Source organism: Achromobacter sp. RW408 (assembly GCF_003184165.1).
Taxonomy (GTDB): Bacteria; Pseudomonadota; Gammaproteobacteria; order Burkholderiales; family Burkholderiaceae_B; genus Achromobacter; species Achromobacter xylosoxidans.
The window spans coordinates 845,069-865,793 of the sequence record NZ_QHHO01000049.1; the positions used below are offsets into that span (position 1 = coordinate 845,069).

At 68.1% G+C, this 20,725-nt stretch carries 24 protein-coding genes; 7 read left to right on the top strand and 17 right to left on the bottom strand.

The window, feature by feature from the left end:
* Window positions 1-206: 206 nt before the first annotated feature.
* Together DK459_RS23370 and DK459_RS23375 are read left to right on the top strand one after the other, a co-directional pair.
* A complete protein-coding gene (locus DK459_RS23370) occupies window positions 207-2,009 on the top strand; it encodes an ABC transporter ATP-binding protein/permease (protein WP_049050946.1) in 1,803 nt (600 codons plus the stop codon).
* 51 nt (window positions 2,010-2,060) lie between these two features.
* Window positions 2,061-2,447: a Rieske (2Fe-2S) protein gene (locus DK459_RS23375; RefSeq protein WP_006386601.1), complete on the top strand. Its 387-nt coding sequence runs from the start codon at window positions 2,061-2,063 to the stop codon at window positions 2,445-2,447.
* 4 nt (window positions 2,448-2,451) lie between these two features.
* On the opposite strand, the gene DK459_RS23380 is transcribed toward DK459_RS23375, so the two are convergent.
* Window positions 2,452-3,438: a bile acid:sodium symporter family protein gene (locus DK459_RS23380; RefSeq protein WP_024068429.1), complete on the bottom strand. Its 987-nt coding sequence runs from the start codon at window positions 3,436-3,438 to the stop codon at window positions 2,452-2,454.
* A gap of 108 nt (window positions 3,439-3,546) precedes the next feature.
* Here DK459_RS23380 and DK459_RS23385 point away from each other — a divergent pair, with 108 nt between their 5' ends.
* Complete coding sequence (locus DK459_RS23385; RefSeq protein WP_024068428.1) at window positions 3,547-4,389, top strand: LysR family transcriptional regulator; 843 nt, start codon at window positions 3,547-3,549, stop codon at window positions 4,387-4,389.
* Between the two features lie 42 nt (window positions 4,390-4,431).
* On the opposite strand, the gene DK459_RS23390 is transcribed toward DK459_RS23385, so the two are convergent.
* The 8 genes from DK459_RS23390 to DK459_RS23425 all read right to left on the bottom strand — a co-directional run bounded on the left by DK459_RS23390 (window position 4,432) and on the right by DK459_RS23425 (window position 11,826).
* On the bottom strand, window positions 4,432-4,962 hold the full coding sequence (locus DK459_RS23390) for an OsmC family protein (protein WP_006384667.1): 531 nt from the start codon (window positions 4,960-4,962) through the stop codon (window positions 4,432-4,434).
* A gap of 76 nt (window positions 4,963-5,038) precedes the next feature.
* Window positions 5,039-6,529, bottom strand: coding sequence for a cytochrome c (locus DK459_RS23395; protein WP_233256853.1), 1,491 nt, complete (start codon window positions 6,527-6,529; stop codon window positions 5,039-5,041).
* A complete protein-coding gene (locus tag DK459_RS23400) occupies window positions 6,523-7,308 on the bottom strand; it encodes an ABC transporter ATP-binding protein (protein WP_054499865.1) in 786 nt (261 codons plus the stop codon). Before DK459_RS23400 ends, DK459_RS23395 begins: the two co-directional genes overlap by 7 nt.
* On the bottom strand, window positions 7,302-8,321 hold the full coding sequence (locus tag DK459_RS23405; RefSeq protein ID WP_006388028.1) for an ABC transporter permease: 1,020 nt from the start codon (window positions 8,319-8,321) through the stop codon (window positions 7,302-7,304). Before DK459_RS23405 ends, DK459_RS23400 begins: the two co-directional genes overlap by 7 nt.
* A complete protein-coding gene (locus tag DK459_RS23410) occupies window positions 8,308-9,339 on the bottom strand; it encodes an ABC transporter substrate-binding protein (RefSeq protein ID WP_006388027.1) in 1,032 nt (343 codons plus the stop codon). The genes DK459_RS23405 and DK459_RS23410 overlap by 14 nt, the downstream gene beginning before the upstream one ends.
* A 149-nt stretch (window positions 9,340-9,488) precedes the next feature.
* The gene (locus DK459_RS23415) at window positions 9,489-9,809 is read right to left on the bottom strand and encodes a hypothetical protein (RefSeq protein ID WP_054441551.1); all 321 of its coding nucleotides are present in this window, start codon (window positions 9,807-9,809) and stop codon (window positions 9,489-9,491) included.
* Between the two features lie 146 nt (window positions 9,810-9,955).
* The gene (locus tag DK459_RS23420) at window positions 9,956-10,834 is read right to left on the bottom strand and encodes an N-formylglutamate amidohydrolase (RefSeq protein WP_054441553.1); all 879 of its coding nucleotides are present in this window, start codon (window positions 10,832-10,834) and stop codon (window positions 9,956-9,958) included.
* A 2-nt stretch (window positions 10,835-10,836) separates the two neighbouring features.
* Complete coding sequence (locus tag DK459_RS23425; protein ID WP_110135097.1) at window positions 10,837-11,826, bottom strand: tripartite tricarboxylate transporter substrate binding protein; 990 nt, start codon at window positions 11,824-11,826, stop codon at window positions 10,837-10,839.
* Window positions 11,827-11,975: 149 nt separating this feature from the next.
* Between DK459_RS23425 and DK459_RS23430 the strand changes: the two genes are divergently transcribed.
* Window positions 11,976-12,917, top strand: a complete 942-nt coding sequence (locus tag DK459_RS23430; protein ID WP_006388023.1) for a LysR substrate-binding domain-containing protein — start codon at window positions 11,976-11,978, stop codon at window positions 12,915-12,917.
* A gap of 89 nt (window positions 12,918-13,006) precedes the next feature.
* Here the strand turns inward: DK459_RS23430 and DK459_RS31215 are convergent, their stop codons facing one another.
* The 5 genes from DK459_RS31215 to DK459_RS23455 form a co-directional block, all read right to left on the bottom strand.
* Window positions 13,007-13,222: a hypothetical protein gene (locus tag DK459_RS31215; protein WP_006388022.1), complete on the bottom strand. Its 216-nt coding sequence runs from the start codon at window positions 13,220-13,222 to the stop codon at window positions 13,007-13,009.
* 102 nt (window positions 13,223-13,324) lie between these two features.
* On the bottom strand, window positions 13,325-14,431 hold the full coding sequence (locus DK459_RS23440) for an AGE family epimerase/isomerase (RefSeq protein WP_110135098.1): 1,107 nt from the start codon (window positions 14,429-14,431) through the stop codon (window positions 13,325-13,327).
* Window positions 14,432-14,580: 149 nt separating this feature from the next.
* Window positions 14,581-14,793: a hypothetical protein gene (locus DK459_RS23445; protein WP_006218759.1), complete on the bottom strand. Its 213-nt coding sequence runs from the start codon at window positions 14,791-14,793 to the stop codon at window positions 14,581-14,583.
* A 365-nt stretch (window positions 14,794-15,158) separates the two neighbouring features.
* Entirely contained in the window at window positions 15,159-15,383 is a 225-nt protein-coding gene (locus DK459_RS23450) for a hypothetical protein (RefSeq protein ID WP_006388020.1), read from the bottom strand.
* Between the two features lie 42 nt (window positions 15,384-15,425).
* Window positions 15,426-16,331 carry a DMT family transporter gene (locus DK459_RS23455; protein WP_026385316.1) on the bottom strand — a complete coding sequence of 302 codons (906 nt, stop codon included), beginning with the start codon at window positions 16,329-16,331 and terminating at the stop codon, window positions 15,426-15,428.
* Between the two features lie 160 nt (window positions 16,332-16,491).
* Between DK459_RS23455 and DK459_RS23460 the strand changes: the two genes are divergently transcribed.
* Window positions 16,492-16,962: an Lrp/AsnC family transcriptional regulator gene (locus DK459_RS23460; RefSeq protein ID WP_006388018.1), complete on the top strand. Its 471-nt coding sequence runs from the start codon at window positions 16,492-16,494 to the stop codon at window positions 16,960-16,962.
* A gap of 112 nt (window positions 16,963-17,074) precedes the next feature.
* A complete protein-coding gene (locus tag DK459_RS23465; RefSeq protein ID WP_020927062.1) occupies window positions 17,075-17,308 on the top strand; it encodes a hypothetical protein in 234 nt (77 codons plus the stop codon).
* An 87-nt stretch (window positions 17,309-17,395) separates the two neighbouring features.
* Here DK459_RS23465 and DK459_RS23470 read toward each other — a convergent pair whose 3' ends face one another.
* The 3 genes from DK459_RS23470 to DK459_RS23480 form a co-directional block, all read right to left on the bottom strand.
* A complete protein-coding gene (locus tag DK459_RS23470) occupies window positions 17,396-17,989 on the bottom strand; it encodes a YSC84-related protein (protein ID WP_006388016.1) in 594 nt (197 codons plus the stop codon).
* 246 nt (window positions 17,990-18,235) lie between these two features.
* Window positions 18,236-18,490, bottom strand: coding sequence for a hypothetical protein (locus DK459_RS23475; RefSeq protein WP_006388015.1), 255 nt, complete (start codon window positions 18,488-18,490; stop codon window positions 18,236-18,238).
* Between the two features lie 219 nt (window positions 18,491-18,709).
* On the bottom strand, window positions 18,710-19,573 hold the full coding sequence (locus DK459_RS23480) for a MurR/RpiR family transcriptional regulator (RefSeq protein ID WP_054441568.1): 864 nt from the start codon (window positions 19,571-19,573) through the stop codon (window positions 18,710-18,712).
* A 150-nt stretch (window positions 19,574-19,723) separates the two neighbouring features.
* Between DK459_RS23480 and DK459_RS23485 the strand changes: the two genes are divergently transcribed.
* Complete coding sequence (locus tag DK459_RS23485; RefSeq protein ID WP_024068419.1) at window positions 19,724-20,725, top strand: tripartite tricarboxylate transporter substrate binding protein; 1,002 nt, start codon at window positions 19,724-19,726, stop codon at window positions 20,723-20,725.

The following is a 20,725-nucleotide window of genomic DNA, read 5'->3' on the forward strand; positions in this document are numbered from 1 at the left end:
TGGCCTACCGTTGATGACGGGCCCGCCCCGCTGCGCCCGTATGGAAAAACAATGCGAAAACCGGATGGAAAACCCCCGGGAGTGGTGCTTTCATCCCAGGGGTTTTCAACTAGATCATAGCGCTGGTGCCGGATAATGGGCCTTTTCGGGGCCTTTCACCCCCGTGGAACCCTGGGCCGCCCCCCGCCTGAACAACTTCCGTCCCCATGACCGCACCAGATTCCCGCCCCGCCGGACGCGGTGGTTTCGCCACCCTGCGCACCCTCTTTCCCTACCTCTGGCCGCCCGGCCAGGCGGGGTTGAAGGCCCGGGTGGTGGCCGCCCTGCTGTGCCTGTTCGCCGCCAAGGCGGCCACCGTCTACGTGCCGGTGCTGTACAAGCACGCCATCGACGCCCTGGGCGAAGGCGCGCCGGGCGCCGTGACCGTGCCGCTGGGCCTGATCCTGGCCTACGGCGGCGCGCGCGTGCTGTCGCTGCTGTTCTCGGAACTGCGCGACGCCCTCTTCGCCCGCGTCGGCCAGCACGCCATCCGCTCGGTCGGCCTGCGGATCTTCCGCCACCTGCACGGCCTGGCCCTGCGTTTCCACTTGACGCGCCAGACCGGCGGCCTGACCCGCGCCATCGAGCGCGGCACCAAGGGCATCCAGACGCTGCTATCGTTCCTGTTGTTCAACATCCTGCCGACCTTCTTCGAGATCGGCCTGGTCTGCATCGTGCTGTGGCGCATGTTCGACGCCTGGCTGGCGCTGGCCACCGGCGCCACGGTGATCCTGTACATGGCCTACACGCTGGCCGTCACCGAATGGCGCGCCAAGTTCCGCCGGCTCATGAACGAAACCGATTCCGAGGCCAACACCAAGGCCATCGAGAGCCTGCTGAACTACGAAACGGTCAAGTACTTCGGCAACGAAGAACACGAAGCGCGCCGCTACGACGCCTCGCTCACCCGCTACGAACGCGCGGCGGTGCGCAGCCAGGTCAGCCTGTCGATCCTCAACGTCGGCCAGGCCGTCATCATCTCCGCGGGCCTGACGCTGGTGATGTGGATGGCCGCCCGCGGCATCGCCGCGGGCCGCTACACCCTGGGCGACTTCGTGCTGGTCAACACCTACCTGCTGCAGCTGTACTCGCCGCTCAGCTTCTTCGGTTTCATCTACCGCGAGATCAAGCAGGCCATGATCGACATGGAGCGCATGTTCGAGCTGCTCGGCCAGGACCGCGAAGTGGCCGACCGCCCCGAGGCGCTACCGCTGCGCGTGGCCGGCGGCGCGGTCGAGTTCCGCGACGTGCGCTTCGGCTACGACGAACGCCGGCCCATCCTCAAGGGCGTGAACTTCACCCTGCCGGCCGGCAAGACCCTGGCCGTGGTGGGCACCTCGGGCGCGGGCAAGTCCACCATCGCGCGGCTGCTGTTCCGCTTCTACGATGCCGACGCCGGCGCCATCCTGGTCGACGGCCAGGACATCCGCGACGTCACCCAGGCCAGCCTGCGCGCCGCCATCGGCGTAGTGCCGCAGGACACCGTGCTGTTCAACGACACCATCCGCTACAACATCGGCTACGGCCGTCCCGGCGCCTCGGATGCCGAGATCGAGCACGCGGCCCGGCTGGCGCACATCCACGACCTGATCATGGCCATGCCCGACGGCTACCAGACCATGGTGGGCGAGCGCGGGCTCAAGCTGTCCGGCGGCGAAAAGCAGCGCGTGGCCATCGCCCGCACCCTGCTCAAGGACCCGGCCATCTTCCTGTTCGACGAAGCCACCAGCGCGCTCGACACCCGCACCGAACGGGAGATCCAGGCCAACCTGCGCGAAGTCAGCCGCGGCCGCAGCACGCTCATCATCGCCCACCGCCTGTCCACCGTGGCCGATGCCGACGAGATCCTGGTGCTCGAGGACGGCCGCGTGGCCGAGCGCGGGCGCCACGCGCAGCTGCTGGCCGCGGGCGGCCTGTATGCCGCCATGTGGGCGCGGCAGCAGGAAAACACCGCCGCGCCGGCGGATTGACAAGCCCCGCCCCCTGTCCGAAGATCGCACCCTTTGCTTCCAAGGCCATCCATGCAGGATTCCCGCATCGCCCCCGAAGTCCGCGTCTGCGCCGCCACCGACCTGGTCAACGGCGGGCTCGGCGTCAAACTGCCGGTCACCGACAGCGCGGGCCGCACCACCGCCTTCTTCGTGCGCTACCAGGACCGGGTGCACGGCTACCTGAACCGCTGCGCCCACGTCGGCGTCGAACTCGACTGGGAAGGCAGCTTCTTCACCCGCGCGGGCGACCTGATCATGTGCGCCCGCCACGGCGCCACCTACCAGCCCGACACCGGCCTGTGCGTGGGCGGCCCCTGTAAGAACGGCCGTCTCACCGTGCTGGCGGTCGAGGAACGCGACGGCGCCGTCTACTGGCAGCCCAGCGGCAAGATCCAGCCGCTGGCCGCCGAAGGCTGAGGCCTCAGGCGCGGGCCGGCTCGGCCGCCTGCGTCGGCTCGGCCCGGTCGGCGTAGCGGCGCGCCAGCACCGCGCAGACCATCAGCTGCATCTGGTGGAAGATCATCAGCGGCAGCACCACGATGCCCATCTGCGAGGTGCCGAACAGCACCGTGGCCAACGGAATGCCGGATGCCAGCGACTTCTTCGACCCGCAGAACACCAGCGTGATCTCGTTCTCCTTGGACAGCCCGAGCTTGCGGCTGCCCCAGGTCGTGACCAGCAGCACCGACCCCAGCAGCAACGCATTGACCAGCACCATGGTCGCCAGGTCGATCGCCGGGAACGCATGCCAGATGCCCTGCGCCACCGCCTCGCTGAACGCGGTGTAGACCGCCAGCAGGATCGAACTGCGATCCACCTTCGACAGCACCCGGCTGTTGCGCTGCGCCCAGGCGCCGATCCACGGCCGCAACAGGCTGCCCACCGCGAACGGCAGCAGCAGCTGCAGCAGAATGCGGCCGGCGTCGGCCAGGCCGTGGCCGCCGCCCTGGCGATGCAGCAGCACCGCCACCAGCAGCGGCGTCAGCACGGTGCCCAGCAGGTTGGACGCGGTCGCCGCGCAGATCGCGCCCGGCACATTGCCGCGCGCCATCGACGTGAAGGCGATCGACGACTGCACCGTCGACGACAACGTGCACACGAAGATCACGCCCAGCCACAGCGACGGCGTCAGCAGCCCGGGAAACACGGCCCGCAACGCCAGCCCCAGCGCCGGGAACAGGATGAAGGTGCACCCGAGGATCAGCGCATGCAGCCGCACGTCCTTGACCCCCGCCACGATCGCGTCCGTGGACAAACGCGCGCCGTGCAGGAAGAACAACAGCGAAATCGCCACATTGCTGGCCACCATCATGAACGACGCGCCCTTGCCCACGGCCGGGAAAAAGCTGGCGAACGCCACGGTGGCGATCAGGATGAGGGTGAACTGGTCGGGCAGGAAGCGGCGCATGGCGGGGGGTTTCCAGGAAGGTTGCGGAAACTATAGGCGCGCGGCTTGCTATCGTGAAGGCCACTGGTTACTGTAACTGCTATCGAACTTTCCTATAGGCAGGCCGCCATGCTCAACCCGCTCTGGCTCAAGACCTTCGCCACCGCCGCGGGCGCGCCCAGCTTCAGCGAGGCGGCGCGCCGCCTCGGCCTGACCCAGCCCACCGTCAGCGAACACATCCGCCAGCTGGAGCTGGCACTGGAGCGCCGCCTGTTCCTGCGCGACACCCACTCACTGGCCCTGACCAGCGACGGCCGCAGCCTGCTGGTGCACGCCGAAATCATCCTCGACGCGCACGAACGCGCCGAGCGGCTGTTCGACGCCCCGCGCCTGCGCGGGCGCGTGCGGCTCGGCACCTCCGACGACCTGGCGATGGGCCCGCTGCCCGACGTGCTGGCCGCGTTCCGCCAGGCGCATCCCGAAGTCGAGCTGGACATCACCATCGGCGTCACCAGCGACCTCTACCGGCTGCTCGACGACAACGGGCTGGACGTCATGATCGGCAAGCGCCGCCGCGGCGACCGCCGCGGCCAGACCCTGCACAAGGAAGCGCTCCTGTGGCGCGTCCGCGAAGGCCTGCGCCTGGCGCCCGACGCGCCGCTGCCGCTGATCCTGCTGCGCGAGCCCAGCGTCACCCGGACCCTGGCGCTGGATGCGCTGGCGCGCGCCGGCCGCAGCTGGCAGATCGTCTGTACCAGCACCAGCTACGCCGGCTGCCAGGCGGCCGCCCGCGCCGGCCTGGGCATCACGGTGCAGCCCTCGCACCTGTCCACCGCCGGCCTGGCGGCGCCCGCCGGCGCACTGGCCCTGCCGGCGCTGCCGCAGGTGGAATTCATCGTGATTTCGGCGCCCGCGCCCAACCAGCCGACCCGCGCGCTCACCGAAATCCTGATGCGCAGCTCGTTGACCTGAGACTTTCAACCGGACGACCGCGCGGGCGGGGGCCCCGGCCGCTCAGGCCCGTGACCGCGTGTGCCGCACGCTGCCTTCCAGCGGCTGCGGCTGCTTGAGCAGGTTCAGGATCGGGCACCACTGCTCCACCGCCTCATGCACGGCCCGCACCGCGTCCTCGTCGGCCGGCGACACGATGTGCGCGGTGTAGCGGATGTTGTGCGGAAAGAACGGCACCTGCTCGTAGCCCGGCTTGCCGCCGCGCGGATCCAGGTCGCCTTCGATCTCCACCTGCAGCGATTCCAGCGGCAGTTCCAGCTCGGCCGCCTTGATCAGGAAGATGTGCGTCAGGCAGCTGCCCAGCGATCCCAACAGCAGTTCCGGCGAACTCGGCCCAAGGTCATAACCGGCGAAATCCGCCGGGCTGTCGCTCACCACCTGGTGATCGCGGATGCGGATGCGGCGCACGCCGCTGCGACCTTCCGCGCTGACCTGCGCGCGCAGCTTCACCGGCGTCACCGTGCGCGGGTCTCGCGCATTGCGCGCCAGCACCGCCTCGCGCTTCTGGCCCAGGTATTCATTCAACGTGCTCATCTTGCCTGCCTCGCGTATGTGAAAAGTGGAAGGGAAATGTGCCCGGATGGCGAGTCGCCATGCCGCCTGAAGTGCGCTACTGCCTGCGGCGCGTATCCGGAATCCCGATGGGGGCACGATCCATCGCCAGCAGCAGCGCGCCCAAGCCCTGCGCCGTGGTGTTCTCCATGCGGCCGCCCGGCCCGCAGACGTTGTCCGCGCTGGTCCAGGCCGGCGCCGCGCCCGGCAGGCGCCGCGCCCGCAGCCAGCCGCGGCGATCGACCATGAACTGCGCGCCCGCCAGCCCCTGCGGCGCCAGCCCGGCGGCCAGCGCATAGGCATTCCAGGCGTCCTCGTCCACCGCCGCGCAATCGGCATCCCCGGGCAGCGGACCGCCGCGCGTCAACGCCACGGTCAACAGGCGCGGATCCTGCGGTTCCGGCGGCGCGCCCGGCATCGCCGCCACCACGCGTAGCGGCAGGCCGCGCAGGCCGGCCAGCGTGACCGCGCGCCCGTCGCGGCACGACAACGCCACCACCGGCGCGGGAACCGCCGGCATGCCCGCGCCACCGTTGACGCCATAGGCGTGCACGCGCAGGTAGTCCAGCACCTGCCAGATCTCGTCGGCCGTCAAGGCCTGCGGCGGACCGGCAACGCGCGCCGCGGCGGCCGGCCTGTCGCCAGGCAGTCCGCTGCCGGAGCGACCGTCCCCGCCCTGCGCGCCAACGGCATGCCCGTGGCCGCCTTGCGCCAGGCGCCAGTGCAACTCCCCTTCGAGCCGGTTCTCGAACAACGCCGCGCCCAGCACGCTCGGCCAGGTCGGCAGCCCCGGCGCGAGCGGCCCCCGGCCATCCGCCCGCTCGCCATGGCAGGCCGCGCAGTGGCTCTGGTACAGGCGCGCGCCTTGCAGCAGATTGCGATCCGAAAACACCAGGGGCGAACGCTGGTACGACGTGGCCGTCGCTTCCGTCAGCAGCATGCGCGGCGCTGGCCAGCTGGCGCTGGCCAGCAGGCCAGCGGCGGCCGTCAGCCATACCAGCCGGCCCCGCCGCGCAAACAGCGCGGCCACCAGCAGGGCCAGCGCCGCCGCCGTCAATCCCGCCGCCAGTCCCAGGCGCCGCCAGGTATGCGTGCCGACCGGCAGATCCGGGTCGTAGCGCCAGGTGAACGGCCAGTGCGCGATTGCCAGCGCCTCCTCCGGCTGCCAGGCAATCGCCAACGCCAGCAACGTCGCCAGCAGCGCCAACGCTGCCAATACCGTGGCGCCGGCGCGGCGCCACGCCTGCCCCGCCCGTTCCGGCGCGCGGCTGTGCAGCCAGCAAGCCACCAGCGCCGCCAGCAGCAACACAGCGGCGACGGCCAGGGCCAGGTGCCCCAGCCGCGATCCCAGCAGGCCGGGCGCGCCCTGCACCCGTTGCCAGCCCAGCGCGAGCACGCCGCCCACCGCCGCCAACGCCAGGGCCGCCAGCCACGGCAGCGGCAGGCCGGCCGTGATCGCATCGCCCCGCCGGCGCGCGGCGGCCAGGCACGCCAGCATGCCCGCCGGCGCCACCAGGGCCGCCAGCGCCAATGCCGCGTTGCTCACCACGTTGCATCCAGCCCCAGCAAGGCCAGCGCCTGGCGCCGCAACTCGGCCAGGCGCGGGTCGCCGCGATGGCGCGGATACGGCAGGTCGTTGACGATCTCATCCTTGATCCGCGCCGGCCGTTCGCTCAACACGATGATGCGCGAGGCCATGAACAGGGCCTCCTCGACGTCGTGCGTCACCAGCAAGGCGGTGAAGCCGCTGCGCTGCCACAGCTCCACCAGCTCGGACTGCATCGCGATCCGCGTCAGCGAATCGAGCTTGCCGAGCGGCTCGTCCAGGATCAGGATGCGCGGATCGTTCACCAGCGCGCGTGCCAGCGCGGCGCGCTGCGCCATGCCGCCGGACAGCTGGTGCGGATAGGCCTGGCCAAAGGCCGCCAGCCCCACGCGCTGCAACGCGTCGTCGACCCGGGCGCGCTGCGTCTTCAACAGTCCGCGCGCCTGCAGGCCCAGCGCCACGTTGTGCCATACGGTCCGCCACGGATACAGCGTCGGATCCTGGAACACCGCGATGCGCGATGGCGACGGTCCGTCGATCGGTTCGTCGTCGGCCAGCAGGTCGCCCTGGGCCGGCGGCTCCAGCCCCGCCACCAGCCGCAGCAAAGTCGACTTGCCGCAACCGCTCGGGCCCAGCAGCGCCACGAACTCGCCGGGCCGCACCTCCAGGTCGATATCGTCCAGCACCGGCAACGCCGCGCCGTCCAGCTCGAAGCGGTGGTTCACGCCCCGCACCGCCAGCGCCGCGCCGCGCGCCGCCGCTTCCTGTGCCGCCGCTACCATTTCACCACCCCCTTCTGCCAGGCCAGCAAGCGATCACGCCCCGCGAACAGTAGCGTGATCAGCCCCGAGAACACCAGCGCCATCACGATCAGCGCGCCGTACATATTGGCGTACGACGCCCAGCCCTGCGCCCACGACAGATACCAGCCCAGTCCCGATTTCACGCCCATCATCTCGGCCGCCACCAGCACCGAAAACGATGCGCCCAGGCCCATGAACAGGCCCACGAACACCTGCGGCAAGGCCGCCGGTATCGCCACCCGCAGCACCAGGAACCACTCGCTCGCCCCCATCGTCCGCGCCACGTCGTAGTAGGCGCGGTTCACGCCCGCCACGCCCGACCAGGTCAGCACCGTGACCGGGAACCAGGTCGCCAGCGCGATCAGGAACACCGCCGCCGACCAGCTCGACGGGAAAAAGAAGAACGCCATCGGCAGCAGCGCCGTCGACGGCACCGGCCCCAGGAAGCGCAGCACCGGATGCACCCAGTAACCCAGGCCGCGCGACCAGCCGATCGCCACGCCGGTCAGGAAACCCGCCGCCGCGCCCAGGCCGAAGCCATTGGCCAGCAGCCAGAGCGAGTTGGCCAGGCTGTCGGCCAACCGCTTGTAGTCGCTGACGTAGACCTCGATCAGCGACTGCGGCGGCGCGAAGAACGGGCTGGGCAGCAGCGCCAGCTTGGCCGTGGCGACCTCCCACAGGCCCACCGCCACGGCCAATGCCAGCAGCCACGGCCCGGCCCGGTGCAGTGCCCGCACCGGACGGCGGTGGGCGGCGCCGGCCACCGCCGCCAGCAGCAGCAAGGCCGCCAGCACCAACGCCGCCACGCCGAATTCACGCGTGTAGCCCCATGACGTGAAGCCCACCTCCACGTTGGGCCAGCGCAGCGTCACCGCGCCCACCGCCGCCCACAGGGCGGCGGCGGCCACGCCGGTCTTCCACAGGCGCCAGGGTTGCGCCGCGGCCGGCGCGCCGCGCAACGCGCCAACCGCCAGCGTGTCAGCCGAGGACATTGGGCACCACCGCTTGCGCGTACTTGTTGATATCGAGGTTGGCGCTGAGCACCTTGATGGTCTTCAGATCCTTGGCATAGCCCACGATCTCTTCGCGCAGCGCCCCGCCGGTCGACGCGTGGCCATGGCTGTGGCTGCGCAGGATCGCCGCCACGCGCTCGGCCGGCACCTTGCCCGGCACGTAGGGCGCGAAGATGCGGGCGGTCTCGTCGGGATTGGACGCGGTCCAGCGCTGCGCGTCGATCACCGCCCGGGTGATGGCCGCGGCCGACTCGGGATCGTTGCGCACCAAGTCGCCGCGCAGCCCGAGCACGCAGCAGGTGCGGTTCTCGTAATCGCCTTCGATGTTGGTGGCGATCTCGCGCAGCTTGTTGTCCTCGCGCAGCGTGTAGATCAGCGGATCGTCGCCGGCGATGGCATCGACCTCGCCCTTTCTCAGCACTTCGCCGAACAGGTCCTGCGGATACTGGCGCCAGTCCACCGACTCCGGATCGATGCCCAGCTGAGCCACGCGGATCGCGAAGAAGTTCTTCACCGGGCTGGCCTGGTCGGACACCGCCACGCGGCGGCCCTTCAGGTCCTGCACGCTCTTGATCGGCGAGTCTGCCGCGGTCAGCAGGCGCATGCAGCCACCGTGCGTGCCCACCGCCAGCTTCACGTCAAAGCCCTGCTCCAGCGGCTTGAGCCAGCGCAGCGCCATGCCGATGCCGCCATCGGCATGGCCGGTGGCGATGGCTTCGAGCAACTGGTCGGTCGAGCCGCTGAAATTGATGCGCTCGACCTTGAGGTTGTACTTGTCGAAAAAACCGCGCTCCAGCGCCACCGACACCGGCGACTGGCACACCGCGGTCTGGCTCCACGCGATCTTGTAGGTGCGAGGCGCGCCATTGGCCGCCAGCACGCGCGAACCGAGCATGCCCAGCGGCGCCGCAAGGCCCGCCGCGGTTGCCGCGCGCAGCAATGCGCGTCGCGAAATGCCGCGCGCCACATGGGCGCGCGTTTGGACGTTCGTATTCATCAACCTTCCTTTTGAGCAGACTGTGAATGGCGATGCTTGCCATGCGGCATCATCGGCCCGCGCTCAGGCGTTCGACAAATACAAAGTGGGGATAACAATATGTGGGCGGCCGCCGCGCCGCCGGGTCCCGCGGCAGGCGGCGCGCGGCCCTAGTCCGGCAGGTGGTCGGGAACGCCGTGCTCGTCGACGGACTTGACGCGGTCCAGCGCGTTGCGCGCGGCCGACATCGCTTCGACCGTGCCGCGGAAACGACGCGTCACGAAGATCTCGAACGCCATGCTTTCGGCTTCTTCCTCGACATCGGGCGTCTCACAGGGCGGCTGCGCGTCCGGGGCGCCGGGGGCCTTGGCCGCCGCATCCGCTTTCACCGGCAAGCGCCGCGTTTCCAGAAAGGCGCGCGCCGGAATGCGCCCCTCGGGTTGCGTCGCGTACGCCACGACGGAAAAACCATTGATGATCTTCTCGGCCATACCGGTTCCCTGTAGGCCGCGCCAATGATCGACGCAGCACGTTGTTAGCGACAACGGCCGCCCGCCGGGAAACTTAAGCGCAAGCACGACGGCCCCGATTGGCTTGCGTCAACCGGGGCCGCGGGATCGCGACGATGCACGCGCGTCTATTTTGTCGACGATATCGCCGACATGCGCGCGCGCACGTATTGCGCCACCTGCGCCAGCACCTGCGACAGGTCGGCGCGCAGCGATTCGAAGCCCGCGTTGCGCTCGCGGGTCGCCTCGTCCATGTACAGCGGACGCCGGATCTCCACCTGCAGACTGTGCCGGTTCAATGCCGGCTGGCCGATCTGCGCGATCAGTTGCACGCCCTTGTAGGGGTCGTTGCGCGCCACGGTATAGCCGCGGTCGCGCAGCGCCGTCTCGATCAGGGCGATGAACTCCGGCTCACAGGTGGTGCCGTCGCGGTCGCCCAGCACGAAATCGGCCAGCGGATGCGCGCTCTCGCGGCCCAGCCGCTCATAGGCATCGTTCGGCATCGAGTGCAGGTTCAAGTGCCAGACCGCGCCGAAATCGCGTTGCGCGCTTTCGATGGCCTGCGCCAGCGCCGCGTGATACGGCTCGTAGTACGCCTGGATGCGATGGCGCACTTCGGCCAGCGACAGCTTGCGGTCATAGATCGGCGTGGCCTTGTCCATGCGGCGCCAGATCAGGCCCTTGCCCAGCCGGGTCTTCTCGCCGGGATCGAGCGGTTCCGGCCAGGGTTCGGCCAGCAACTCCGGATCCAGATCGCGCAGCGTGCGGTTGGGATCGATGTAGACGCGCGGAAAGTGCGCCGCCACCAGCGTGGCGCCCAATGCCGGCGCCGCCGACCACAAGGCGTCCACGTGCGTGTCCTCGCCCTGGCGCAACTGCGCCAGGCTGGCCGCGGCGCCGAAATCGGCGGGGTATTGCTCGCCACTGTGCGGCGAGTCACACACCAGCGGCAGGGCCGGCGCGGTCGGGGCATGCACGGAAACGGCTTGGAAGTCGGCGTTCGTCATCGTCAGTCAGCCTGGATGTTGGCGGCCTTGGCGACTTTGGCGTAGCGCGCCAGGGCCTGTTCGATCTGCGTCTTGAATTCCTGCGGCGTGGTCGGCATCAGCGTACCACCGACGTCCTCGGCCTTCTTGCGGAACTCCGGATCCTGCATCGCCGCGCGCACCGCCTGGTTCAGGCGCTCGATCACCGCCGGCGGCGTGCCGGCCGGCGCCACCAGGCCGAACCAGCCGCCCGTGCCCATGTCGGGGTAGCCCAGTTCGTTATAGGTCGGCACATCCGGCAGCAGCGGCGAGCGTTCGGCGCCCAGCACCGCCAGCGGCCGCAGCTTGCCGCCCAGCACCTGCGGCAGGGTCGAGGACAGGTTGTCGGTGATGGCGTCCACCTGCCCGCCCATCACGTCATTGAGCGCCGGACCGGCGCCGCGGTACGGCACGTGCAGCAGCTTGATGCCGGCCAGCATCATGAAGTTCTCGATGTTCACGTGGCCCAGCGAGCCCACGCCCGGCGAGGCAAAGCTGTACTTGTCCGCCTGCCCCTTGGCCAGCGCGACGAACTCGGCCATGTTCTTGGCGGGGACCTGCGGATTGATCGCGAAGATACTGGGCACGGCCAGCACGTTGGCCACCGGCTCGAAGTCCTTGAGCGGGTCGTAGTTCATCTTGCGATAGACCGCCGGATTCGACCCGTGCGTGCTCATCGTCGCCATGCCGATGGTGTAGCCGTCGGGGGTCGAGCGCGCCACCTGTTCCATGCCAAGCGAACCGCCCGCGCCGGCCTTGTTCTCGACCACGATGGTCTGCTTCAGGTCGCGGCCGGCGTACTCGGCCACCAGGCGCGCCACGATGTCGGTCGAACCGCCGGCGGCGAACGGCACCACCAGCTTGATGGGGCGGGAGGGATAGTCGGCGGCTTGCGCCGGACCGGCAAAGGACAGCGCGGCGCAGACGCCGGCGAGCGCGATGCGCGCGGAACAGCCGAAAAAGCGGCGGGACATGGAGCGACTCCGGAAAAAGGTGCAGGTCTTGCTGCGAGGCCGCCAGTGTCCGAACTTTACGATCCCCTTTCAAACGACTATATTGCACGCCTTCATTACCAACGCTCATGCTAAGGGGCCTGTCGCCTGGCCCCGGGGACCGCCGCGCCATGCGCCTGCACTCGCCGTCCATGTCCGAGCTGCACGCCTTCATGACGGCCGCGCGGCTGGGCAGTTTCACCCTGGCGGCCGAGACCCTGTGCGTGACCCAGGGCGCCGTCAGCCGCGCCATCGCGCGGCTCGAAGCGCATTTCGGCCAGCCGCTGATGCGCCGCAACGCCCACGGCCTGACCCTGACCGAGACCGGCCGCAAGCTCTATGAAGGCGGCCAGGCGCCGCTACAGGCCATCGAGGCGCTCAGCGCCGAACTGCGCGCCGATGACCGCCGCCTGCGGTTGACCCTGTCCAGCGTGCCGACCCTGGCCAGCGCCTGGCTGGTGCCGCGCCTGCCCGACTTCCACCGGCGCCATCCCGACATCCAGCTGGGCTTCGCGGCCTATCGCCGCAACGAGGATTTTTCCGGTGCCACGCCCGACGCCAGCATCCTTTCCGGAGAAACCGGCCAATGGCCCGGTTGGCAGGCGGACTACGTGATCGGCCGGGAAATGATCGCCATCTGCAGCCCCGCCCGGCTGGCGGCGCGGCGCGCTGCCGGCCTGTGGGACACCCCCGCGGGGCTGCTCGGCGAACCATTGCTGTACCACTCCAACGGCATGGACAACTGGACCCGCTGGTTCGAGGCCGCCGGCGTGCGCCGCGACGGCCTCAAGCTGGCCGGCGGTTTCGACCAGGTCAGCATCCTGGTCCGCGCCGTCATGGCCGACATGGGCATCGCCGTGCTGCAGCGCTGCCTGCTGCAGGACGACCTGCAGAGCGGCCGCGTCGCCGCGCCCTTCCCCGACCTGCGCATCGCCATCTCGCGCGGCTACCATCTGTGCGCGCCGCCCCAGCGTCGCGACCACTACGCACTGGCCTGTTTCCGGCAATGGTTGCTGGACACCGCCCGCCAGGATCCCGACAACACCGCGCCGGCCGCCGGCACAGCCGTGTAACGGCCAGGAAACAAAACGGGCCCCGAAACGGGGCCCGACAGTAACAAGCAATTGCAGCGACCTTGCGGCGCCACCCTATATCGACGCCCTCAAGGCGCCAATTTGAAGCCCAGGTCCACGCCCCACTTGTCCGTTTCGCGCAGCCACTTGGCGCCGCAGTTCAAGCAACGGAAATGGTCTTCGCGGCTTTCCTCGCGGCCTTTCTGTGTCGGGTTGGTGAATCCCTGGTGCCCCAGATGCGAATGCGGCGCGACGCCTGCAAGCCCGGGGTTGATGCGTTGGCAAGCCAAGCACATAACGCTCATTGATGCTTCCCCACAAACATAGTTACTAAATTGTAAGGGATTTCACCAATGTTTTTCTATTAAAACCTATCCTCGATTAAACAAAAATTGTTAACGGCGCAATTAAACAACGCCAAGCAGCGCCGCCAGGCAGGTCGCCAGGTGGTACGGCGAAGTCGACGGCATGTCCGGACGCACCACCGCCCCGGCGGCGTCCAGGCATTCATACCAACCGCCGGGATGCAGGAAACGGGCACGGAACGCCGCCAACGCCTGGTTCAGGGCCGCCTGCTCGCCCAACACCGCCAGCACCCGCAGATGCTCCGTCTGCGCCCATATGCGGCGGGTATCGTCCAGCACCGCGCCCTGCTCGTCCAGCGCCGCCGCCACGCCGCCCGCATCGACGCCATGGCCTCGGGCCCAATGCACGCCGCGTGGCAGGGACTCGGCCAGGTCCAGCCCATCGAACACCTCGGCCGACTCGCGCACCAGAGACAACCACTCGAATTGATGGCCCGGTTCGATACGATTGCCCGGCGTGCCCTGCGGCAGCTCCGCAATGCACTGCGTCGACGCGCTCAGGAACGATTGGGTCATGACCTGCGCCAACCCGCGCAACCGCTTGGCGAACAACGCCGGTTCCGCCACCTGGGCGGCGGCCAGATAGGCCTCGGTCAGATGCATCATGGGGTTCTGCGCGGGGCCGCGCAGCACCTGCTTCCAGTCCGCGCTCAAGGCGGCGTGATAAAGGCCGTCGGCCGATTTGAAGCGCGACTCGATGACCTCCGCCGTGGCCAGCATCAGTTTGCGCGCTTGCGCGTTGCGCGAGCGCCGGAAATGCGCGGCGCAGGCAAACACGATGAAAGCGTGGGTGTACAGATCCTGCGTCAGGTCCAGCGGGCGTCCCTGAGCGTCGACGCTGTAGTGCCAGCCGCCATGCGCCTCGGCGCGAAACACGCGCACCAGCGAATCGAACAGGCGATCGGCGTGCGCGCCCGCCGCGGCGCCCGGCGCGGCGGCATAGACGTACAGCTGGCGCGCGCACGCCATGGCGCGATAACGCTCGGCCGGCAACGGCGCGCCGCTGGCGGCATCCAGGGATTCAAAGGGCAGACCCAGGGTGTCATTGAAGCCCGGCCCCATCCACAGGGGCAGGATGACGGAGTCGAAATGCTCGCGAAATGCGGTGATGTGCTCCGCCAGCGCGGAGTTGGTCTGTGCGGCAGTCATCTTGGAACGACGCAAACCCGATAAGGGCCGCTTGTTATGGAGCAGCGACGATAACCGAAATTTTCGTCGCCATCTCCGGAACGCCATTCTGAGCGTCATGCGCACACAGACCCGTACAGCCGTTCAGCTTCCGTACAGCGCGCGAGCGCCTAGCGGAAGATGTTTTCCTCGACCCAGTTCTGCGCGAATATCTCCGCGCGATCGCGTGCCTCGTCCAACGAAGCGCAGTTGCCCAAGTGGGAAAACGCGGCATCCACTTCGGTGCCGCCCTCGGCCGTTACCGTCAGCAATACGCCATATCCGCCGGTATCCATGGCCGCTGTGGAAACGTCGATCAGTACTTCCTGGTCACGATGCTGCATGTGCTACCTCCCAGTCGGTTACCTAAACGCGTGAACCACGCGTGACGCATGCGGGTGCAGAATTCCCGCGCTATGAATAGACCTGAATCCGTCACGCAAGTTCATCTTACCGGCGGCGCGCGCGCCGCGATACGTCCGGACGCAGCCAAATCGAACAAACCGTCTCAGGAGATTCCCGTAGCCCGCCCGGACAAGCGCGGACATCGTGAAATATCACATGAACATTCGCAAGAAATGGACGGAATCCCCCCGCGTCGACGCGTACGTCATGAACCTGTAGCGGAATCGGGGGGGACGAATCATGAGGACGGCCGGGATCGGCCTGGAGATGAACAGCGGCGCCGGCCGGCGCCGCTCCATCCGCCCTAGCGCAAATGGATGGCGCCGGGTTCTTCCATGCGCAGCGCCAGCTTGCCTTTTTCGGTGATCACCCAGGCGCCCCCGGGGCCGGCATCGATGCAACGCAAAGTCTGCAACGCTTCGGCCACGTGCGCGGGCACGCTGGTCTGCACGGCGCCCGGTTCCGAATTGTCGGCAACGATGCGCAGCCAATGTCCCAGTTCGCCTTTCTCGAAACGATGCAATGCCATGCGTGACTCTCAGTTCAATACTGCAACGATAGCATGCCGGCCCTACGACGGCCGCAGCGCCAGGGGACGGCGCGACGCCAGCGCCGACCCCGCCACGCTCAATGCGATCAGCCCCAGCCCCAGGGCCAGGTCTGGCGAAATGCGCTCATGGAACACCAGCGACGATACGATCAGGCCGATGACGGGCACGCACAGCATCGCGATCGAGGTCGCCACCGGCGGCAGTTTCTGCGTCATGCCCAGCACCACGATGAAAGTCAGCGCGGTGGCCAGCGGTCCGGTATACAGGATCACCGGCCAGGCATCGGGCACGGCCAGGAACAGCGGGGCGCCATCGCGCAGCCATGCCAGGGCCGCCAGCGGCACGGTGGCGATCGCCGTCTGCCACGGGATCATGTCGGCCCCCAGCCGCACATGGCGGTTGCCACGCAACTGGATGATGTTGCAGGCCCAGGCGAAAGACGCGCCAAGCAGCATCACCAGGCCGATCACGGTATGCGCCTGCCAGGGGCTGAACGCCGGCGCCACGATCACGCCGATGCCGGCATAACTGAGCGCGGTGGCCAGCCATTGCGCCGCCGACAATCGCTCCTTGAGGACCAGCGAGGACAGCGGAATGACCCAGATCGAGGTGGCGTATGCGATCACCGATGCGCGTCCCGGCGCCACGTATTGCAATGCCCACAGCGCCAGCGCCGTGAACGCGCCCATCTGCAGCAGCGCCACGCCGGCCACCAGCGGCCACTCCTGGCGCGTCGGCCATCGCAGCCGCCGCAGCGCCGCCAGCACCACCACGCTGATCAGCGCCGCCGAGCCAAAGCGGCTGGCCGCCAGCCAGAGCGGACTCATGTGCGCCAGCCCCAGTTTCATGACGGGCCAATTGCCGCCCCAGATCATGACCGCCCCCGCCAGGGGCCAGAACTTGCGCAACGTGCTCTGCTGAATCATTACCGCCACATCTACCGCTTGAATATTCCGTACCTTGGCCAATTCGCCAAAGAAAGGAATAGTCTATAGGGTAAACCCCAGCATATTTCACCTCAATTCACCGCAGGAACGGGCATACTCGGCACAAATGCATTGCCCATCCACGAACGACAGGTCTGTTATGCCGGATATCAACCTGGATGCCACCGACATCCGCATTCTCAACGAACTCCAGCGCGACGCGCGCCTGACCAACGTCGAGCTGGCCGCGCGCGTCAATCTCTCGGCATCGCCTTGCCTGGCGCGCGTGCGCCGCCTGGAAACCGAAGGCCTGATCGACCGCCGCGTCACGCTGCTCAACGCGCGCAAGCTCGGCCTGAAGGTCAATGTGTTCATCCAGATCTCGCTGGACAAGCAGCGCAAGGCGGCGCTCGATGTGTTCGAACGCGAGATCGCCGTGCTGCCGGAAATCATGGAGTGTTACCTGATGTCCGGCGACGCCGACTACCTGATCCGCGCCCTGGTGCCCGACGTCGACGCGCTCGAGCGCCTGATCGTCGAACACATCACGCGCATTCCCGGGGTGGCCAGCATCCGTTCCAGCTTCGCGCTCAAGCAGGTGCTCTACACCACCGCCGTCCCGCTGGGCTAGGCTCCGCACAAGGCCCGCGCGCTTGCGGGATCGGGCTGCCAGCCCCACAATGAAAAGCGTCCGGCCCCGGAGCGAGGCCGGCGCCCCTTCATCGCTTAGCAAGGAGTCCACCATGCCTGAAACCGACTGGTACCCCGGCAGCACGCTACCCGATCGTCAGGGCTACTTCGAAGTGGCATTCGACACCGGAGAAACCGAAATCACGCGCTACGGCATCCTGGGCTGGGAACCCGCCGAGGAACGCGGCCGCATCCTGCGCTGGCGCGGCCTGGATCCGAAGATCGAAGCCGCCGAAATCGAACGTGAAAGCGCGGTGCGCAACCACGGCGACGACATCCTGCGCTGACGCGCGCCTTCTCAACGCAAAACGCCGCGGCCTGCGCCGCGGCGTTCTTGTTTGCGTCGTCGGCCGCAGGGCCGGCCGCGACGGTCTTTACATATCGATCTTCGCGATCTTGGTGCCTTCCAGCGACACGCCCGCCATCAGGCCGCCGTTGTTGAGCACGAAACCCACCACCGGTTGCTGCGCCGTATTGGTATCGATACGGCCGTTGGCGCCGATGTTGACCACCGCCACGGTGGCATCGGCGCCCACCGTCCAACCGTTGCTGTTGCGGAATTTGTTCAGGGCTTCATCCGTCATGAACAGCACGAACATCGCCTTGGACTGCGCGCCGGCCTGGAAGCCGATCGAACCCGCCGTGGTGCTGTAGTAACCGGCGTTGGCGCCGCCGACACGCAGCACGCCCTTGCCGTGTTGCGCACCGATGAAGAAGCTGCCGCTCAACACGTCAGGGAAGATCAGCACGCCCTTGGCGCGCGCGACCAGGTCCTTCGATTGCGGCGCGGCTTCGTACAGCTTGCCCAGAGACGCGTTGGCCGCGCTGTTGATCGACTGCCGCTGCTCCGTGGCGGAAGCATTCGATTGCGGCGAAGTCGTGGTGCAACCGGCAAACAACAGGCCGGCCACGCTGATGGTCGCGGCGGCCAGACCGACGCGGCGCAGGACAGGAAAAGTGTCGAACATGGAACTCTCCTTTTTTGTTGTCATCCGTTATCCACTCTACCGGCCTCGAGCATGGGCGCAAGGCACATGATGTGATAAACGAAACAAAACCTACCGGGCCGGCGTTCCATGGAACCCATGCCGGACCACGGGTGGCGCAAGGCGCCACGCCCGCTTGCGCGGCCCGCCGGCGCAACATTTGGTAGGGCAATCCGCGTCTCGATACCAGCCTGCAAGCCGACCGAAACCCGGCCGAAAATGGCATTTTCAGAGAATGCCGTAGCGCGGTTCACCAGTAGCCAGATCCACCGAGACGATGCCGGACAACACCAGTTCGGCATGCCGCCGCGCCACGCCCTCATCGGCGAAGGTCACGAAACGCGGCAGCGACCAACGCCGCCGGAAGGCCGCATCGCCCGCCCGCGCCACGCTGATCTCTATCGCCAACACACCGGCGTCGAGACTGACGACTTCGCACTGCACCTCGAAGCCATCGATGCGACGCTGTGGCCACACATCCATATCCTCCTCTCCTGAAATCCGCTTGATCCGCCCGCAATATGCCAACAAAAAGCGGGCTTGAAAAGCAATGTTTTCAGGGGGTTATGGAGTACTAGGACGCATGGTGCCGACGCATCTGGACAAGCGCGATAAAGCCCTGAATCCAGGCCGTTTCCGCGGCACCGGCGCGCACACGCGGGGGCGCGCCGGACACGCCTGCGCGCCCTGCTCCGCCGCCACTCAACGCGCCGGCGGATGGATCCATTGCGCGTCCCACAAGGCCTCGCCGCGTTCGAGCGTCGCGGCCAGTTCCTTCTTGCGGCGCAGCGCCACCGCCGCCAGCAAGGCATTGCAGATCGACAATGCCGCCACGTGCGAATCGAATGGCGACGCGCTGGAGGTGCGCGCCAACAGCACATGGTGTGCCTGGGCCGCGGCCGGCGCCGCGGCCGAGTCGGTCACCAGCACCACCTTGCCGCCACGTTCCCTGAAGACCTTGACCGCATTGGCCGCGGCCACCGAGTAGCGCCGGAACGTGAACGCCAGCAGCACATCCTGCTCGTCCAGCCACAACAGCTGGTCTTCCAGGAACAACGGCCCCGATGCCGTCATGGCGCGCACGCCCGGCAGGCACAGGTTCAGGTACAGCGCCATGTGGCTGGCCAGCGGCGCGGCCTGGCGCAGCCCCAGCACGTGCACGCGCGCGCGGCGCTGTGTCAACAACCGCACCGAGGCCTCGAACGCCGCCACGTCGATGGCGGCAAAGGTCGTTTCCAGGTTGTGCTGGTCGTGCAGCAAGGCGTTGCGCAGGCAGGCCTGCGCCGATGGATTGTCGACGCTGACCGCGTCGGCCCGCTCGCCCGGCGAGGCCAGCCGCGCCGTGAGTTCGGCGCGCGCCTGCATCTGCGCCTGGGCGTAGCTGTCATAGCCAAGCTTGGCCAGCAGCCGCACCACGGTTGACGCGCTGGTGCCCACGTTGCGCGCCAGCGCCGTGGCGGACTCGAGCAGGCCCTGGGGATAGCGCGCCTGCATGTCCTCGACCAGGCGCCGTTCGGTCTTGGTCAGTTTCTTGTCGTAGGCGGCGATGCGCTGGTGCAGATTCACGATGCGGGCGGACTCCAAGGTGCCGGGCTCCGGCCGGATCACGGCCTAGGTGATAACCCCAAATTCAACAACGTTCATTGCAGACTATATTTCGTTTTGCAATGCATATTGCAGAATAGATCGAACCGTTATTCCCCACAAGAGAGCTTCATGAAGCACCCGTCCGAGGCCTTGTCGCCCGCCCGCCGCCAACTGCTGATCGCGGGCCTGGCCGCCGCCTTGCTGCCCCTGTCGGCCCGCGCCGACGCCGCCTATCCCTCGCGTCCCATCACCCTGGTGGTGCCCTTTCCCGCCGGCGGTTCCGTCGACCTGGCCGGCCGGCTCTATGCCGAAGTGCTGGGCAAGATCCTCGGCGTCACCATCGTGGTCGAGAACCGCGATGGCGCCGGCGGCGCCATCGGCAGCCAGCGCGTGGCGCGCGCCAAGCCCGACGGCTACACGCTGGTGGCCTCGTCGCAAAGCTCGCACCTGGCCAACCCGCTGATGCATCCCAACCTGGGCTATGACCCGATCAAGGATTTCGCCTCGATCTCGCAGCTGGCGCGTTCGCCCAACGTGCTGGTGACCAGCGCCGCCCTGCCCGTCAAGGATTTCGCCGGATTCATCGCCCACCTGAAGGCGCACCCGGACGATGTCCACTTCGCCACCGCCGGCGTCGGCAGCATGGGGCAGCTCAACGCCGAACTGCTCAAGCACACCCTGCAGGTCGGCGCGGTGCACGTGCCTTATCGCGGCGGCGCGCCGCTGCTCAACGCGTTGCTGTCCAACGAGGCCCAGTTCGCGCTGGATAACCTGGCGCCCTTCCTGCCCCACATCCAGGCGGGCAAGATGCGCGCGCTGGCCGTGGCCGCGCCCAATCGCCTTCCCTCGCTGCCCGACGTGCCCACCTTCGCCGAGCTGGGCTACCCCGTGCTCAATTCAATGTCGTGGATCGGACTCGCCGCGCCCGCCGGCACGCCGCCCGTCGTCCTGCAGAAACTGCTGGAGGCGGTGCAGACCGCCGCCCGCCAGGAAGCCACGGCGCAGTCGCTGGAAAAGAGCGGCGCCCTGCCGCCCGAATTGCAGTCCCCCCAACAATTCACCGACATGATGTCGCAGCGCCTGGCCTTGTACAAAGACCTGATCGACCGCGCCGGCATCCGTCCGGAATAG